Annotated in this window: 12 protein-coding genes; 6 read left to right on the forward strand and 6 right to left on the reverse strand. The window is 69.2% G+C overall.

The features are described from left to right. Positions 1–56: 56 nt before the first annotated feature. Positions 57–2864, reverse strand: a complete 2808-nt coding sequence (locus tag ACTHJF_RS00655; RefSeq protein ID WP_440265356.1) for a S8 family serine peptidase — start codon at positions 2862–2864, stop codon at positions 57–59. Between the two features lie 209 nt (positions 2865–3073). Here ACTHJF_RS00655 and ACTHJF_RS00660 point away from each other — a divergent pair, with 209 nt between their 5' ends. Next, a complete protein-coding gene (locus tag ACTHJF_RS00660; RefSeq protein WP_440265357.1) occupies positions 3074–4258 on the forward strand; it encodes a thiolase family protein in 1185 nt (394 codons plus the stop codon). A 162-nt stretch (positions 4259–4420) separates the two neighbouring features. Further along, positions 4421–4843: a hypothetical protein gene (locus ACTHJF_RS00665; RefSeq protein WP_440265358.1), complete on the forward strand. Its 423-nt coding sequence runs from the start codon at positions 4421–4423 to the stop codon at positions 4841–4843. A 171-nt stretch (positions 4844–5014) separates the two neighbouring features. On the opposite strand, the gene ACTHJF_RS00670 is transcribed toward ACTHJF_RS00665, so the two are convergent. From ACTHJF_RS00670 to ACTHJF_RS00690, 5 genes are all read right to left on the reverse strand, one after another. Continuing rightward, on the reverse strand, positions 5015–7492 hold the full coding sequence (locus ACTHJF_RS00670; RefSeq protein WP_440265359.1) for a TonB-dependent receptor: 2478 nt from the start codon (positions 7490–7492) through the stop codon (positions 5015–5017). Between the two features lie 45 nt (positions 7493–7537). Beyond that, positions 7538–9562 (reverse strand): sulfotransferase, encoded by a 2025-nt coding sequence (locus ACTHJF_RS00675; protein WP_440265360.1) that lies wholly within the window; start codon positions 9560–9562, stop codon positions 7538–7540. A 62-nt stretch (positions 9563–9624) separates the two neighbouring features. After that, positions 9625–11019, reverse strand: a complete 1395-nt coding sequence (locus ACTHJF_RS00680; protein WP_440265361.1) for a M20/M25/M40 family metallo-hydrolase — start codon at positions 11017–11019, stop codon at positions 9625–9627. Continuing rightward, a complete protein-coding gene (pcaF, locus tag ACTHJF_RS00685) occupies positions 11016–12218 on the reverse strand; it encodes a 3-oxoadipyl-CoA thiolase (RefSeq protein WP_440265362.1) in 1203 nt (400 codons plus the stop codon). The genes ACTHJF_RS00680 and pcaF overlap by 4 nt, the downstream gene beginning before the upstream one ends. Then, a complete protein-coding gene (locus ACTHJF_RS00690; RefSeq protein ID WP_440255520.1) occupies positions 12211–13029 on the reverse strand; it encodes an IclR family transcriptional regulator domain-containing protein in 819 nt (272 codons plus the stop codon). Before ACTHJF_RS00690 ends, pcaF begins: the two co-directional genes overlap by 8 nt. 104 nt (positions 13030–13133) lie before the next feature. On the opposite strand from ACTHJF_RS00690, the gene ACTHJF_RS00695 reads away from it, so the two are divergent. From ACTHJF_RS00695 to ACTHJF_RS00710, 4 genes are read left to right on the forward strand one after another with little or no spacing between them, the layout of a single operon-like run. After that, the gene (locus ACTHJF_RS00695; RefSeq protein ID WP_440265363.1) at positions 13134–14453 is read left to right on the forward strand and encodes an aminotransferase family protein; all 1320 of its coding nucleotides are present in this window, start codon (positions 13134–13136) and stop codon (positions 14451–14453) included. A gap of 10 nt (positions 14454–14463) precedes the next feature. Beyond that, a complete protein-coding gene (locus ACTHJF_RS00700; RefSeq protein ID WP_440265364.1) occupies positions 14464–16047 on the forward strand; it encodes an aldehyde dehydrogenase family protein in 1584 nt (527 codons plus the stop codon). A gap of 10 nt (positions 16048–16057) precedes the next feature. After that, a complete protein-coding gene (locus ACTHJF_RS00705) occupies positions 16058–16915 on the forward strand; it encodes a CoA transferase subunit A (RefSeq protein WP_440265365.1) in 858 nt (285 codons plus the stop codon). Further along, the gene (locus ACTHJF_RS00710) at positions 16912–17697 is read left to right on the forward strand and encodes a CoA-transferase subunit beta (RefSeq protein ID WP_440265366.1); all 786 of its coding nucleotides are present in this window, start codon (positions 16912–16914) and stop codon (positions 17695–17697) included. The genes ACTHJF_RS00705 and ACTHJF_RS00710 overlap by 4 nt, the downstream gene beginning before the upstream one ends. Positions 17698–17712 lie beyond the last annotated feature (15 nt).

A 17712-nucleotide genomic window follows, 5' to 3' on the forward strand; every position in this document is an offset into this window, starting at 1 on the left:
ACGAAAACGGCCCGCGCGATGCGGGCCGTTTTCGTTACATTGCGGCGACGCCGCCGTCAGAACGTCAGCTGGTAGTTCACCGTCGCCATGCGCGCGTGGTCGCGCTGGCCCAGGTACTGGTCCACACCCAGCCCGAAGCGGCTGCGCGGCGAGAGCGTCCAGTCCAGCCCGGTACCGATCATTCCGCCATAGCGAGCCACGCCGATGCCGCCCACCGGCGCCCATTGGTCCACACCGGTGAAGCTGGCCTCGAACACGTCGCCGCGCAAGCCGAACGCGCGCTGCCATTGCATGTGGCCGGTCCACTCCAGGCGTGAGCCGTTGCCCAGCGCCCAACCCTGGCTGGCGCGCAGGCCGACGCCCGCCTGCCAGCGTGCGATGGTCTGCGAGGGTGTCTTCAGACCGAAGCCGCTGCCGCCGGTTTCGCTGAAGGCGTCGCGGCGGATCTGCGCGTACTGCAGGTTGGCGTAGGGCGTGAGATGCATCCCGCCACCACCGAAGCGGTAGCCGCTTTCGCCGTATGCCACGCCGTAGCGGCCGTTGGTGTTGCTGGCCACGCCGGCGCCGAAGCTGCCCAGCTGCACGGCGCGGCGCATCGTCTCGCGGTAATGGCCCACGCCGAAGCGGCCGACCGCGTACCAGGCGTTCTTCACCACGCCGCTATAGAGCATCGCTTCCATCGCGTGGCTGCGGCCCTGGTCGGCCGACTCGGCCAAGCGACCCAGGCCATCGGCCTGGCTGATCGCGTAGCCAGCGAAGCCGTTGGCACCGAGGCGACGATCCGCACCGGTCATCCAGCCGCTGAGGTCCACGCCCACGTTGCCGTAACCGGCGCGCGACATCGAACCGTGGTAGCCGAGGTTCTGGCTCCAGGCGCTGGCCTGGGGGCCGTCGAGCAACTGGTCGACGTGATCGGACAGCGCGCGCGTGCCGGCGTCGATCGCCTCGAAGGTCATCGCCGCGCTGGCCGCGTGCAGCTGGCCGGACAGGCTCTGCAGCGAGCTTTGCAGCGCGGCCGTGCTCATCACGTGCTGCAGGCTGGCAGCGCCGGCGACGAAGTCGCTGGTCGCCGGCGCGGCCGCGCCCACCCCGGCGAACTGCGCATTGAGCTGGTCGAACGCACCCTGCACGCGCTGCGCCGCACCGAACGAGGCCGCCGTGTAGCTGGTTCCGGAAACCTGCGTGACGTTCACCTGCGACACGTCGAGCCAGGCGCTGCTGGCGTCGTAGTTGAGCGTGGCGGTGAGCAGCACGTTGCTCGGTTTGTTGAGCGCGTCGAACGTGCCGCTCAGGCCCTGTGCCGCCGTGAGCACGGTGGTGTGCGAGTTGATCGTGTAGTTGCTGTTCTTGTCGTAGACGTAGAGGTCGCCGCCGTTGAGCGTGGCGGTGCCGCTGACGGTGAGCGACGAACCCAGCGAAAGCGCGAGCCGGCCGCCGGCCTGCTGCACGTAGTTGCCGCCCACCGTGGTGCCGCCGGCGTTGCCCAGGTCCAGCGTGCCCGCGTTGGTGACGTTGCCGCCGACGTGGTTGGCGCCGAAGGCCGCGAGCGTGGCGATGTCCACGCTGCCCGCCAGCGAGTCGGCGACCAGGCCACCGCCCTGCACCTGGGTCAGGCCGGTGTAGCTGGACGGCTGACTCAGCGTAAGCGTGCCCGAGCCCTGCTTGATCAGGCCACCTGCGCCGGAGATCGGATTGTCCCAGCTCGATGCGCCGGTGAAGCTCACCGTCACGTCGCCCCAGTTGAACTGCGCCGGCCCCTTCACCGCCTTGCCGACATCGAGCAGGCCGTAGCCAAAGGTGGCATCCACGCCCGGCGCGCCAAGATCCTTCGCGGTGCCGAGCAGGGTCTGCCGCACGAGATCGTTGTTGAAGTATGGGAACGCCTGCCACACGTCGGCCGCTGCGCCGGCCACCGCCGGAGTGGAGAACGATGTGCCCTGCACGAAGTAGTAGTCCGGGTTGCCGGCGGTGTCGTTGGCGCCGGTGACGATCACGTCGCCCGGTGCCACCAGGCAGTAGTTCATCGCCTTGCCGCAGGCATTGGAATAGCTGGCCAGCTGCTGCTTGGATGGGTTCACCGAATCGAGTGCCGCCACCGCCAGCCAGCCGCGCTCCAGGTCGGGCGCATAGTAAGGAATGGCGGCGGTGTCCGACGGTTCGGTGAGGCCTTCGTTGCCGGTGGCGAACACCACCAGGCCGTCGTGATCGATCACGAACGGACGGAACGCATTGGCGAAGGCGGTGCCCACCGCGGCGGCGTTGGATGGGTCGAAGTACAGCCCGCCCCAGGAGTTGTTCATCACCTGCACGCCCTGGCCGATCAGGTCCGGCAGCAGGGTCTGGCCGAAGAAGTCCGCGTCGGACGGCTCCACCTTGTTGCCCTGGCCGGTGCCGTCGTCCTTCGGCGGCTTGTCGTTGATGATGCGCGCCGACACCAGCGTGGCGTCCGGCGCGATGCCTCCGGGCCATTGGCCGAACGGACGCCCCGCGGCGATCTGCGAGGTCCAGGTGCCGTGACCGACCACGTCGCCCTTGCTGGTGTCGTTGGTGGCCGGATCCACGTACACCAGCAGCGCCTTGACCCGTCCGGCCAGTGCCGGATGGTTCGGGTTGATGCCGGTGTCGACCATGCCGATGGTGATCCCTGCCCCGGTGAAGCCGGCCGTATGCGCCGCATAGGCGTCGGTGAGGGCGAGATGCGCGTCGATGTCCGGCTGCGGCGTGCTCGCCGGGGGTGCTGGCGGCGGTGTGCTGGCGGTGGGACGCACGTTGCCGCCCCCGCCGCCGCAACCGGCCAGCCCGAGGGCGGCGGCAATCATCAATGGCATGCGGCGCCGCAACGGCGCCCGTCCTTGCTTGCTCATGGTTGGATCCCCTGCAGACTCATGTGGTTGGAACAAAAGCGCCCGCTCCCTGCCGGCGCTTTTGTTCCACGCAGATACTGGCACAACACCCCACCCCTCGCCGTGGCGCAGGCCCAGAAACGCAATGGTTTGCTGCCCTCCGGCGGCGGCTGCGATAATCGACCGGTTCCCACCGCGCCATCGCGCCCCAGGTATCCCCGGAGAATTCCATGTCTGACGTCAGCGTTGTGATCGCCGGTGCCAAGCGCACCGCCATCGGCTCCTTCCTCGGCCAGTTCACCGGCGTGCCCACGCCCAAGCTCGGCGCCACGGCCATCAAGGCGGCGCTGGAGCAGTCCGGCGTCGCTGCCGCCGATGTCGGCGAGGTGATCATGGGCTGCGTGCTGCCGGCCAACCTGGGCCAGGCCCCGGCGCGCCAGGCGTCGATCCACGCCGGCCTGCCGCTGTCGGCCGGCTGCACCACCATCAACAAGGTGTGCGGCTCGGGCATGAAGGCGATCATGCTCGGCCACGACCTGATCAAGGCCGGCTCGGCCAGCGTCGTCGTGGCCGGCGGCATGGAGTCGATGACCAACGCCCCGCATATGGTCAACGCTCGCACCGGCATCCGCTACGGCGACGGCCAGCTGGTCGACCACATGGCCTGGGACGGCCTGACCAACCCGTACGACGGCAAGGCGATGGGCGTGTTCGGCGAGCTGTGCGCCGACAAGTACCACTTCACCCGCGAGGAGCAGGACGCGTTCGCCACCGCCTCGGTGAACCGTGCGCTGGACGCGCAGAAGAGCGGCGCCTTCGCCGACGAGATCGTTCCGGTGACGGTGGCCGGTCGCAAGGGCGACGTGGTGGTAGATACCGACGAGCAGCCCGGCCGTTCCGACGTGAGCAAGATCCCGACGCTGCGCCCGGCGTTCAAGAAGGACAACGGCACGATCACCGCCGCCAGCTCGTCCAGCATCTCCGACGGCGCCGCCGCCGTGGTGCTGCTGTCGGCCGACGACGCCAAGGCCCGCGGGATGGCCCCGCTGGCGCGCATCGTGGCGCACGCCACCCACTCGCAGGAGCCGGAGTGGTTCACCACCGCACCGGTGGGCGCGATCCAGAAGGTGCTGGCCAAGGCCGGCTGGAAGGTCGAGGACGTGGACCTGTTCGAGATCAACGAGGCGTTCGCCGTGGTGGCGATGACGCCGATCAAGGAGCTGGGCATTTCGCACGACAAGGTCAACGTCAACGGCGGCGCCTGCGCGCTCGGCCACCCGATCGGCGCCAGCGGCGCCCGCCTGGTGGTGACCCTGCTCAACGCGCTGAAGGTGCGCGGTCTCAAGCGCGGTGTGGCTACGTTGTGCATCGGCGGCGGTGAGGCGACGGCCATTGCGGTGGAGCGCATCGACTGAATCGTCACGCGCCCGGATCGACAATCCGGGCGCCCCTCAAGGCTGATGCTTAACAGACGCGTTAATGGGCATTGCGGCGTATCAAGAAAGCGGTAGCGACTTTCACGGGAAAGAGCTATTAATACGCGGCCACACGGCATTCCACGGCAAAGGAGATCCACTATGAAGTTCACGCGTACCCTTCTCGCCTCCGCGCTCGTCGCGCTGCTGGCGGCTTGCAGCAACGGCGCGCAGGATTCCGCGCAGGACGCCCAGAAGTCCGCTGACCAGGCTCAGCAGGCTTCCGACAAGGCCCAGCAGGCTGCTGCTGCCGCCCCGACGGCGGCGACCGAGCAGGCGGCTGACCAGGCCAAGATGGCCTCGGACACGGCCTCGATGGCTGCCGACCAGGCCAAGCAGGCCGCTGCTGCGGCTTCCGCCGGCGCCCCGGCGTCGAGCATGACCGCTTCCGGCGACGGCATGATGAAGGATGCCAAGGACGCCGCTTCCAACGCTGCGAACCAGGCCGACAAGGCTGCGGACGCCGCCAAGGACGCCGCCGACAACGCGAAGGACGCCGCGAAGGACGCTTCGGGCAAGAAGTAATTCGCCCGCGGTTCTTTTGATGCAGAAAGCCGGCCACCTTCAGGTGGCCGGTTTTTTAATGGGCGGCCGTAAAAGGAAGGCGCCTCCCCCACTCCCGAAAAATAGCGCACATGAAAAAGAAGCCCCGGTTTGCACCGGGGCTTCGACGTCGCTTGCGAACGTCCCTGCGAACTAGAAGTCCTGGGTAAAACGAATGCCGATCGTGCGCGGCTGGTTGGTCACCGTATAGACCTGTCCATTGGGGTATTGCGGCACCACGCCGTGCGCCGCGCATACCGACTCGGCGCACTCGGTGTACTTGTACAGCGAGGCGCGTTTGTCGAACACGTTGTTGATGTACAGGTCGACCGAGAAGCTGCTCCACTTGTAACCGCCGGAAAGATCCAGCGTGGTGTAGGCCGGCAGGTCACCCACCAGGCTGTTCTCGAGCGAGCGCAGATCCGACCGCCGCTTACCCACGTGCACCACCGCACCCTGCAGGAACGCCTCGTTGTTGCCCACGTCCCAGGTGTAGCGAGCCACCAGGTTGCCCTTGAACTTGGGTGTCACCGGCAACTGGCTGCCCTTGGCGGCCTCCGGCGTGGGGCAGTCGGTGACCGGCGTGCCGTTGGCGTCGGTATAGCCGCAATAGTTCGCCGTGAGCTTGGCGTCGTAGAACGCCAGGCCGCCGCTCAGCTGCAGATTGTAGGTGGCCGCCCAGTTCAGCTCCGTCTCCAGGCCACGCACGCGGGCCTGGTTGGCGTTGCGGATCTCGGTCAGGCCGTTGGCGCCCAGGATGCTGAACTGGAAGTCCTTCCATTGCTCCTGGAACACCGAGCCGTTGAACGACAGTCGGTTGTTGAGCCAGGTGGTCTTCCAGCCCAGCTCGTAGTTGGTGAGGTAGTCCGACTTGTACGGCGGCAGCGAGCCGCGACGGTTGATGCCGCCGGGGCGATAGCCTTCCGAACGCGTGGCGTACACCAGCTTGGTGGGCGTGATGTTCCAGGTCAGGTTGACCTTGCCGAGCGAGCCGGTTTCCTTGACGTTCTTGTTGAAGTCCAGGCACGGCGCGCCGTGGAACGGCGTGGGCGAGATGCAGCCCGCTTCGCCGTAGCTGGAACTCGGCGAGTAGCCGGAACTGAAGCCGTAGAAGCCGCCCAGGCTGTTGTCGGCGCGGAAGTAACGCCCGCCCACGGTCGCCGTGAGGGTGTCCGGGATAAGATCGTAGGACAGCTCACCGAACACCGCCTCGTCCTTGTCCGTGCGCACCTGCTCGGTCAGCCACAGCGTGCTCGGCCAGCCGGGCACGGAGAGCGAATCGGCCAGGCTGTCGATCTTGTAGCGCTGCTCGATGTCGTGCACCGACTTTTCCCAGAACAGGCCGGCCACCAGCCGCAGGCGGTCCTCCTTCGGCGACGCCAGGCGCAGCTCGTGGCTGTCCATGGTGTAGTGGTCTTTGCCGATGATGTACTGCGAGGGGTTGGTCGGCACACCGGCGTTGTCGTAGATGTACGCGCCGTAGCCAGCGAGCGTGTCGTACCAGAACGAGTAGTCGCTGTAGTCGTTGTGCTCTTCCTGGTCGCGCTTGAGGTGCGCGTAGGCGTAGGTCAGATCGAAGTTGCCGATCTTGCCCTGCACCGTCATCGCCGCCTGCCACCAGCGGTCGGTGGTGCGCTCGGGATAGAAGTGGGTGATCGACAGGTCACCAACGGCCGGATCGCTGGCCATGTTGCCGTTGGCGATGGTCTTCTGGCCCATGAAGGTGCCGTTGATCGACCAGTCGTCGCTGAGGTCGACCTTCAACGCCGCGCGCGCGCCGTTGATGTCGTTGTTGTTGTAGTTCTTCTTCGCCGCATGCGTACACACCAGCAGACTGCTCGGGGTGCACGAGGGCGCGTTGCTGACGGTGCCGCCCCAGGTCGGATAGGTGCGCGTGCCCGGCACGTTGTCGACGTAGCCGGCATCGCGCTCGTGCCAGCCCACCAGGCGGATCGCCGCGGTCTTGGACAGCGGCACGTTGACCATGCCCTCGACCACGTGGCCGATGCCGCCATTGGCGACGGAGTTGATGCCTGCGCTGTAACTGGCGGCGAAGCCGTCCGGGTCGGGCTTGTTGGTGATAATGCGCATGGCGCCGGCCTGCGCGCTGGCGCCGTAGAGCGAACCCTGCGGACCGGCCAGCACCTCGACCCGGGCGATGTCGTACATGTGAATGTCGAGCGGTCCGGTGACGGTGGTGACCGGCTGCTCGTCCAGGTACACGCCCACGCTGGGACGCGAGCCGGAGTGGTTGCCATCACCGCCGCTGGCGATGCCGCGCATGTAGATCTCGGAGAAGCCCGGGCCCAGACTCTGGTAGGACACGCTGGGCAGGTACTTCACGTAGTCGTCGAAGTTGGCGATATGCAGCTGCTCGATCTTCTCCGTACCCAGCACCTGGATACTGATAGGCACCTTCTGCAGGTTCTCCGTGCGCTTCTGCGCGGTCACGGTGACGGTGCTGAGCTCGGCTACCTTCTGGTCTTTCGGCGGCGCGGTGGATGACGGTGCGCTGGCATCCTGGGCGAACGCGGGAGCCGCGATGGCCAGGCAGATGGCCGCGGCCAGCGGCATGCGGGACAGGCGCCTTCGCGCGGCCCCGCGGATGATGGTGTTGCTGTGGCGATGCATCAGTTCCCCTCCCTCTAAAGAGTGGCTATCCCCAAACGGTCTTGACTACGTTCCCTCTTGTGCTGGCACCGCGGGATACATCCGCAGCACCTCTCCCAAACCCTGCTCGAGCGGTGCCAGCCAGGGCGCGTAGTGCCGCCACTGGTCCACACCCTCGCGATAGATCGGCCGGCGCACCTGCTCGGAGCTGGCGGTGCGCACCGGCCGCTCGTTCTCGAAGAAGCGCAGGCACGCCTCCTCGAACGGCAGCCCGCAGTGCGCCAGCAGCCGGCGCACCTCGCCCTCGGTGTCCTCCACCATCCGCTCGTAGATCACCCGATGCACGCGACCGGGCAGCACGGCATCGAAGTGCGCCATCAGCCGCACGTAGTCGGTGTAGTAGCGCGCCAGGTCGTCCAGCCGGTAGCTGAAGCTCTGCCCGCGTGCGAAATGCTGCTTGAAGCCGGAGAAGCAGCAGGCCATCGGATGCCGGCGCGCGTCGATGATGGTCGCGTTGGGCAGCATCAGCTGGATCAGCCCGATGTGCATGAAGTTGTTCGGCATCTTGTCGATGAACAGCGGTGCCGAGGTCTTGCGATGGATGCGCGTGTGCGCCAGGTAATGCTCGCCCAGCTCGCGCAGCGCATCGGCGTCGAGTCGCGCCAGCGCCTCGTGGTACGGCATCGCGCCTTCGCCCTCGGCCTGCTCGCGCAGCAGCCGGGTGATCGAGGTCACCTCGGGCAGTTCCATCGTGCCTTCCACCTGGCTGTGGCTGGAGAGGATCTGCTCGATCAGCGTGGAACCGGAGCGCGGCAGCCCGACGATGAAGATCGGGTCGCGCGCATCACTGCCGCTGCCGGCGCGCGCGGCGAAGAACTCACGCGTGTACTGGCGACGGATGTGCTCGACCCGCGCGTGCGTCTCGGCCGGGTCGTAGTGCAGCTGCGCGTGGCGGCGGGCGTTGCCGGCGGCGTAGTGGTCGAACGAGGCTGCGTACTCGCCGGTATCCTCCAGCGCCTTGCCGAGCGCGAAATCCAGATGCAGGCGATCGTCATCGGACAGGTCCGTGCGGCCCAGCTGGGCGCGCATGGTCGCCACCTCATCGTCTGAGAAGCGGAACGTCTTGAGGTTTGCCAGGCTCCACCACACCTCGCCGAACGACGGCTGTATCGCCAGCGCCCTGCGATACGCCTCGATCGCGCGCGCGGTGAAGCCGGCGGTTTTCAGCGCGTGGCCGTAGCTCATCCACACCTGCGCGTTGCCCGGGTATTCGGCCAGCAGCGCGGCGTAGAGATCGATCGCGGTGGCGTAGTCACCGGTTCGGCACAGCACCACGGCCTTGAGGTTGCGATGGGCGGGATGCTCCGGCTGCACCGCCAGCAGGCGCTCGATCTCAACCAGGGCCTGCTCCGGCTGGTTGCTCCGATGCAGCAGCAGCGCATAGTTCTGCCGCGCGGCGTGGAAGCCTGGGGCCAGTTCCAGGCAGCGTTCGAGCAGCTGCCGTGCCTCGTCGGCCTTGCCGACCCGCGCCGCCAGCTCGGCGAACATGCGGATCGCCGCTACGTCGGTAGGCATTTCGCGCAGGTGCTCGCGCAGCAGGCGTTCGGCATCGCCGATGCGGTCGCCGGCCAGGGCCGCGCCCGCGGCAAGCAGGCGCGGATCGTTGGCGCCGTGGCGAACGTGCATCACATAGGCCTCGCTGGCGGCCTCGCGTTCGCCCATCGCGTGCAGCTGATCGCCCAGCAGACGCCAGCCCTGCGGGAGATCCGGCGCCAGTTCGAGCGCATGGCGCAGGGCGGCGACCGCCCCGGCCGCCTCACCCAGCCGCGCGCGGGCCAAGCCCAGGTCGAAGTGTGCCGGCGCCCAGGTCGGTTGCGTCTGGGCCAGCGGCTCGAGGATGTCCAGCGCGCCGCGGGCATCGCCCTGCGCCGCCCGGGCCGCCGCCAGCAGATGCAGCGCGGCCGGGTAGCCATCCACCGCATGCAGGATCTCGCGCGCCTGGCTTTCGGCCAACGCCGGATCGCGTTCGAGCAGACGCGCCGCGTGCGCCAGCGCCTGCTCGAACGTGCCCGTGGCAGCGGAGGCCGTCATCGGGCGACACCGCGCGGTCGAGGGGCAGGCACAGGCATGGCACGTGGCATCGCTGCGGCTCCTTACAGGTTTTTCAGCAATCTATAGTTGAAGTCGAGCGACCGGTAGTAGGAGTCCACCAGGATGCGTTCGTCCTGTCCGTGCGAGCGGTCGTCGTCGACGTCGTAGGAAATTCCGTTGAACACATACGACGGCATGCCGGCGGCGCGCAGGAACACGCTGTCCGAGGCGCCGGCCGACATGTACGGCGACACCGGCATGGCCTGCCCCCACACGTCCTTGGCCGTCTGCGCGATCTGCGCGAACAGCGCCTTGTCGATCGGGCTCGGCGGGCTGGCCGGTGCCGGCGCCACCGGCGCCACGGCGATCTGCGGGTCGGCCAGCGCCCGGGTGATCTTCGCCTGCACCGTGGCTGGGTCCTCGTCGGGCAGGATGCGGCAGTTCACCGTGGCGCGGGCCACCTGTGGCAGCGCGTTCTCCGCATCGCCGCCGGCCAGCAGGGTCGGCACGCAGGTGGTGCGCAGGTGGGCGTTGTTGTACGGGCTGGAAGCGGCCAGCCGCTGCAGCGCCGCCGGCTCGGACGGATCGTGCGCCACCGCGCGCATGTCCGCCGCCGCCTGGCCGGTGTAGAGCGTGGCCAGCCGCGCGTAGTAGCCTCGCGTGGCGGAGTTGGTATGCAGCGGAAAGTCCAGTTTGGACAACCGCATCAGCCCCGCGGCGAGCCGGTAGATCGCGTTGTCCGGCGTCGGCAGCGAGCTGTGCCCGCCGGGGTTGCGCACGGTCAGCGTGTAGCTGGCATAGACCTTCTCGGCGGTCTCCACCGCCACCACTTCGGTGTGTCCGTGGCGGATTTCCGGGCCTCCGCCGTCGACGTTGATCGAGTACTGCGAGCGGATCAGCTCCGGCCGGTGCGCCAGCAGCCACTGCACGCCGTTGGACTTCCCGTCCTCCTCGCCGGCAGTGAGTGCGAGGATGTAGTCGCCCTTGGGCTTGTAGCCTTCCTCGTGGAAGCGCAGCAGCGTGGCGATGAGACCGGCGCCAGCGCCCTTGATGTCCATCGTGCCGCGGCCGTAGAAGTAGCCGTCCTGCTCGGTCAACTTGAACGGCGGGAAGTGCCAGTCCTGCGGCAGCGCCTCGACCACATCCAGGTGCGCCAGCAGCAGGATCGGCGCGCGCTGGCCCTGCCCGCGCAGGCGCACCAGCAGGTTGCGCCGCTTCGGATCGTCGCCTACCACCTGCACGTCCGCCGCCGGAAACCCGGCCTTCAAGAAGCGCTGCGCCAGCGCCTCGGCCAGCACAGTGGTGCTGCCATGCTCGGAGGTGGTGTCGGTGTCGACCATCTGCACCAGCAAGTCATGCGCCAGCGCGTGCTCGGCCGGCGGCACCGTGTCGCCGGCGAATGCACCCAGCGGCAGCAGGGCCAGTGCAGTGAAGAAGGCAACAGACGAACGCTTCATGGACTCTCCAGCGCCAGGGCCAACCCCTGGCCCACGCCGACACAAAGGCTCACCAGCGCGCGTTGCTGGCGATGCCGGCGCAGCGCGAACGCTGCCGTCATCGCCAGGCGGACCCCGCTGGCACCAAGGGGATGGCCGAGCGCGATCGCACCGCCGTTGGCGTTGACGTGTTCGGCGTCGTCGGGAAGGCCGAGCGCGCGCGTGCACGCCAGCACCTGCGCGGCGAAGGCCTCGTTGATTTCGATGCGGTCGAAGTCGGACAACTCGCGGCCGCTGCGCGCCAGCAGCTTGCGGATCGCCGGCACCGGGCCGATGCCCATCACCCGCGGCGCCACGCCGGCCGAGGCCATGCCGGTGATGCGCGCCAGCGGCGTCAGGCCGAGACGTCGCACGGCATCGTCCGAGGCCAGCAGCATCGCCGCCGCGCCGTCGTTGAGGCCCGAAGCGTTGCCGGCGGTGATGCTGGTGTCCGGCCCCAGCAGCGGCTTGAGCGCGGCCAGTTGCTCGTCTGTAGTGGCCGGGCGCGGATGCTCGTCCAGCGCGACCTGACCGGCGGCGCCATCGGCGCGCAACGCCACCGGCGTGATCTCCTCGGCCAGCCAGCCCTGGCGCTGCGCACGGGCGGCGCGCCCCTGGCTGCGCAGTGCATAGGCATCCTGGCTGGCGCGATCGATGCCGTGTTCGCGCGCCAGGTTCTCGGCAGTCTGGGTCATCGAGTCGACACCGTAGCCGGCGCGCATGCGTGGGTTGATCAGGCGCCAGCCCAGGGTGGTGTCTTCCAGCTGTTGGTTGCGGGCGAACGCGCCGTCGGCCTTGGCCAGCACGTACGGCGCGCGGGTCATGCTCTCCACGCCGCCGGCGATCACCCATTCGGCTTCGCCGCAGGCGATCGCCCGCGCGCCCTGACCGATCGCCTCCAGCCCCGAGGCGCACAGCCGGTTGACGGTGACACCGGGCACCTCGGCCGGCAGTCCGGCCAGCAGCGCCGCCATGCGCGCCACGTTGCGGTTGTCCTCGCCGGCCTGGTTGGCGCAGCCGAGGATCACCTCGTCGATCGCGGCCGGGTCGAGCCGGGGATGACGCGCCAGCAGCGCGGCGATCGGTTGGGCGGCCAGATCGTCCGCGCGCACCGCAGCCAGCGCGCCGCCAAGGCGGCCGAACGGCGTGCGCGTGGCATCGATCAGCCAGGCATTACGCATAGGCGTTCTTCATCGCCAGGTGGGGCAGCCAACCGCCGCGGGCGATCGTCTGCTCTACCGCCGCCTGGGTCTCGCGCAGCGCCGGCAGGATCTCCCTGGTCGCGCGCTTGTGCGCCTCGTCGCTGTACGGCATGCCGACGTTGAGCGCGGCGACCGTGCTGCCGTCGGCCGCGCGGATCGGAACGGCGATCGAACACAGCCCGTGTTCCAGCTCGCGCGACACCAGCGCGTAGCCCTGCTTGCGCACGCGCGCCAGTTCGGCCTTCAGCGCGCTGACCGTGTGCAGGGTCTGCGGCGTGTAGGCACGGAAGGTCTGGCCCTTCATCCACGTGGCGAGCGCGTCGTCGGCGAGGTCGGCCAGAATCGCGCGCCCCATCGAGGTGGCAAACGCCGGCAGCCGCGCGCCCACGCCCAGCGCCACGCTCATAACGCGGCGCACCGGCACGCGCAGCACGTAGACGATGTCGGTGCCGTCGAGCACGGCCATCGAACAGCTTTCGCCGATGCGGTGCGACAGTTGCTCCAGGCTCTGTTGCGCCAGCTCGGTGAGGTCGAGCGAGGTGAGGTAGCTGTAGCCGAGTTCCAACACCCGCGGGGTGAGGAAAAAGCTGCGCCCGCGACTGCCCACGTAGCCCAGGTGCTGCAGCGTCAGCAGCAGGCGGCGCGCCACCGCGCGCGACAGTCCAGTGCGCTCGGCCACCTGCGACAAGCTGGGGCTGGACAGCTCGCGATCGAATGCGCGCAGCACCTGCAGGCCGCGCGCCAGCGACTGCACGTAGTCGGGACTTTCCTCGAAAGGTTGGGAGGCCATCGTCTCGCTCAGATCCATTGACAGGCCGAGCGTAGAAGCATTCCAATGAGTTCGCAATACGAATTCTTGTTCGATTATCGAACATTTCTCGGGGGAGAAAGCGCGTGAGCAACGAACGCCACAGCGTGCTGCACAGCTGGTGCGTGCCATCCCAATGGCAAGCGCCCACGGTCGTCAGCGCACGCGGCGCGCACCTCGAGTTGGCCGACGGCCGACGCATCCTGGACATGAGCAGCCTGGCCGAGTGCAGCAACCTCGGCCACCAGCATCCGACGGTGGTGCAGGCGATCCGCGAGCAGGCCGAGCAGCTGTGCTTCGTCACCGCCGCGTGGGGCGCCGAGCCACGCAAGGCGCTGGCCGAAGCGCTGCTGGAAAAATCCGGCTTCGACGGCGGCCGGGTGTTCCTCACCCTGGCCGGGGCCGACGCCAACGAGAACGCGGTGAAGTTCGCGCGCCTGGCCCGCGGCCTGCCGCGCGGACGCATCGTGGCGCGCGAGCGCTCGTACCACGGCGCCAGCTACGCCGGCATGGCGCTGTCTGGCGACGCCCGTACCAGCGACCAGGTCGACGCCGAGGCGTTCGGCGTACTCCGCGTACCGGCGCCCTACGCCTACCGCTGCCCGTTCGGCAGTACCGATGACGACAGCTGCGGCCGCCTCGCCGCCGGCGCCGTAGGCGAAGCGATCGACCGCGCTGGCACGGACACCGTCGCCGCCGTGCTGATGGAGCCGAACGCCGGCACCAACGGCATCGTCGCCCCGGACAGCTACTGGCCCGCCCTACGCGCGGCCACCCGCGAGCGCGACGTGCTGCTGATCGCCGACGAGGTGATGAGCGGCTTCGGCCGCTGCGGCGAGTGGTTCGCCTGGCAGCGCTACGGCGAGGCCGGTCGCCCCGACCTGATGACCCTGGCCAAGGGCCTCACCGGCGCGCACCTGCCGCTGGGCGCGGTGGTGCTGTCGGCCGAGGTCTACACTCGCCTCGCCGACCAGATGCTCTACACCGGCCTCACCTACTGCGGCCATCCGCTGGCCTGCGCCGCCGGCCTCGCCGCCGTGCGCGCCTACGAAGACGAGCAGCTGATCGAACGCTCGCGCCAGCTCGGCGCAGCGATGTTCGCCGAACTCAGGGCGATGCAGGCGCGCCACCCGGTGATCGGCGACGTGCGCGGCGGCCACGGCCTGTTCGCGGTGATCGAGCTGGTTGCCGACCGCGCCAGCCGCGCGCCGCTGGCGCCGTGGCCGCAGCAACCAGCCACGCTGGGCGCACTGCTGCGCGAGGCGATGGACGAAGGCGTGTCGCTGGCCACGCGCGGCAACCTGCTGATCCTCGCGCCGCCGCTGGTGATCGAGGAAACCGCGCTGGCCGACGCGCTGGCGCTGATCGACCGACTGCTGGGGAAGCACTTCCCCGCCCACGCCTAACGAGGTCCCCATGAGCTTCCGCCTCACCTACGCCACCATGTACGACCCGCCAGAAGCCATGCACGAACGCTTCGAGGCGGCGCTGGCCCGCGTCTCGGCCACGCTCGGCGCGCAGCACGGCCTGTTCATCGACGGCCGCGATGTCGAGGCGGAGCACTCGGCCGACCGCCGCGCCCCGTTCGACAACGCCCTGCACCTGGGCCACTTCGCGCTGGCCGACGAAGCCGATGCCGACTGCGCGATGCGCGCTGCGCAGGCCGCCTACCCGGGCTGGCGTGCCACGCCGGTGGCCGAGCGTGTACGGTTGATGCGCCGCGTCGGCGACCTGCTGGAAGAGCGCGTCTACGACATCGCCGCCGCGCTGGTGCTGGAGGTCGGCAAGAACCGTATGGAGGCGCTGGGCGAGGCGCAGGAGACGGTGGACTTCTTCCGCCACTACGCGGACGACTTCGAGAGCCACGCCGGCTACCACCACACGCTGCCCGACGATCCGATCGACGGCGTCGTTTCGCACAACGCCAGCGTGATGCGGCCCTACGGCGTGTGGGTGGTGATCGCACCGTTCAACTTCCCGCTGGCACTGGCCGGCGGCCCCACCGCCGCGGCGCTGGTCACCGGCAACACGGTGGTGGTGAAAGGCGCCAGCGACACGCCGTGGGCCGCGCGCCTGCTGGCCGACTGCATCCGCGACGCGGGCCTGCCGCCGGGCGTGTTCAATTACCTCTCCGGCAGCAGCCGCGAGGTCGGCGCGGCACTGGCGCAGCACCCGGGGGTGGCCGGCATCACCTTCACCGGCTCGGTGGCGGTCGGCCGCCAGCTGATGCGGCAGATGACCGGTGGCGACTGGCCGCGGCCGTGCATCGCCGAGATGGGCGGCAAGAACCCGTGCATCGTCACCGAGCACGCCGACCTCGACGCCGCCGCCGCCGGCATCGTGCGCTCGGCCTACGGCATGAGCGGGCAGAAATGCTCGGCGCTGTCGCGGCTGTACGTGCACGAGCGCGTGGCCGATGCACTGATCGAACGCCTGCGCCAGCGCATCGGCGCGCTGCGTGTCGGCGACCCGCGCCAGCGCGAGCACTGGATGGGCCCGGTGGTCAACGCCACCGCCTATGGCAACTACCGCCAGTACATCGACGAACTGGAGGCCGGCGGCGCCACCGTGCTGGCTGGCGGTCGCCGCTTCGGCGAGGGTACCGGCGGGCCGGACGAGTTCGCCCGCGGCTTCTTCGTCGAACCGACCCTGGCCGAAGCGCCGCTGGCGCACCCGCTGTGGCAACAGGAAATGTTCCTGCCGATCCTCACCCTGCATCGCGTGCACGACCGCGACGAGGCGATGCGACTGGCCAACGACACCTCGATGGGCCTCACCGCCGGTTTCTACGGCAGCGCCGACGAGGTGGCGTGGTTCCACGAACACATCGAGGCCGGCGTGACCTACGCCAACCGGCCGCAGGGCGCGACCACCGGCGCCTGGCCGGGCTACCAGCCGTTCGGCGGCTGGAAGGGCTCGGGCTCCACCGGCAAGGCGATCGCGTCGTTCTATTACCTGGCGCAGTACCTGCGCGAACAATCCCGCACGGTGGTCGAGTGAGCGCACACGGATGAGCTGCCAGCACCTTGAACTTGCCGAGGCCATCGAGCTGTTCGTGCACGACGGCGCCAGCGTCGCGCTGGAAGGCTTCACCCACCTGATCCCGTTCGCCGCCGGCCACGAGATCATCCGCCAGCGCAAGCGTGACCTGCACCTGATCCGCATGACGCCGGATCTCATCTACGACCAGCTGATCGGCATGGGCTGCGCGCGCATGCTCACCTTCTCCTGGGGCGGCAACCCCGGCGTGGGCTCGCTGCACCGCCTGCGCGACGCGGTCGAGCACGGCTGGCCCCGCCCGCTGGAGATCGACGAACACAGCCACGCGGGCATGGCCGCCGCGTTCACTGCCGGCGCGTCGCGATTGCCGTTCGGCGTGCTGCGCGGCTACATCGGCACCGATCTGCCCGCGCACAACCCGAACATCCGCCGCGTCGCCTGCCCGTTCACCGGCGAGGCGGTGGCCGCGGTGCCGGCGATCAATCCGGACGTGACCATCGTGCATGCGCAGCGCGCCGATCGCGCCGGCAACGTGGCCATCGACGGCATCGTCGGCGCCGCACGCGAAGCGGCGCTGGCGGCAAAGACCTTGATCGTCACCGTGGAGGAGATCGTCGATGCGCTGCCGCCGGCGATGAACGCCATCGTGCTGCCGCACTGGACGGTGAGCGCGGTGGTGCACTGCCGCGGCGGCGCCTATCCGTCGTACGCGCAGGGCCACTACGCGCGCGACAACGCCTTCTACCAGCGCTGGGACACGATCGCCCGCGATCGCCAGCGCTTCCTCGATTGGATGGACCACCACGTGCTCGGCACCCGCGACCACCACGCCTTCCTCGCCTCGCTGCAGGCGGAGACCGCCGCATGAGCGCCTGTACCCGCGACGAGTGGATGACCGTGGCCGCCGCGCGCCTGCTCGGCAACGACAGCGTGTGCTTCGTCGGCATCGGCCTGCCCAGCGCCGCCTGCAACCTGGCCCGACTCACCCACGCGCCAGAGATCGTGCTGATCTATGAATCCGGCACCATCGGCACGCGGCCGGACGTGCTGCCGCTGTCGATCGGTGACGGCGAGCTGGCCGAAACCGCCGCCTGCGTGGTGCCGCTGCCGGAGATTTTCAGCTACTACCTGCAGGCCGGACGCGTGGACGTGGGCTTTCTCGGCGCCGCGCAGATCGACCGCTTCGGCAACCTCAACAGCACCGTGATCGGCCCGTACGAGCTGCCGTCCACGCGGCTGCCGGGCGGCGGCGGCGCGCCGGAGATCGCGCTGCATGCCAGGCAGGTGTTCGTGATGGCGCGCGCCACCCCGCGCAGCTTCGTCGAGCGGCTGGACTTCTGCAGCAGCGCCGGCTTCCTCGACGGCCACGGCGCGCGCGCCCGCGTCGGCCTCCCCGGCGGCGGTCCGCGCGCGGTGATCACCGACTTCGGCATGCTCGCCCCGCACCCGGAAAGCGAAGAGCTGCAGCTGGTCGCCCTGTTCGAGGGCGTCGGCGTGGACGAAGCCCGCGCCGCCGTCGGTTGGCCGCTGCTCGTCGCCGACCGCCTGGACACCCTCGCCCCGCCCAGCGCGCACGAGCTCGACACCCTGCGCGCACTCAACGCCCGCACCCGCGAGGCGCACGCGCGCCCCGTGCACATCCCTCTCTGACGCAAAGGTTCTGCC

Origin of the sequence: Dyella sp. (assembly GCF_051962475.1) — a bacterium.
GTDB lineage: Bacteria > Pseudomonadota > Gammaproteobacteria > Xanthomonadales > Rhodanobacteraceae > Dyella_A.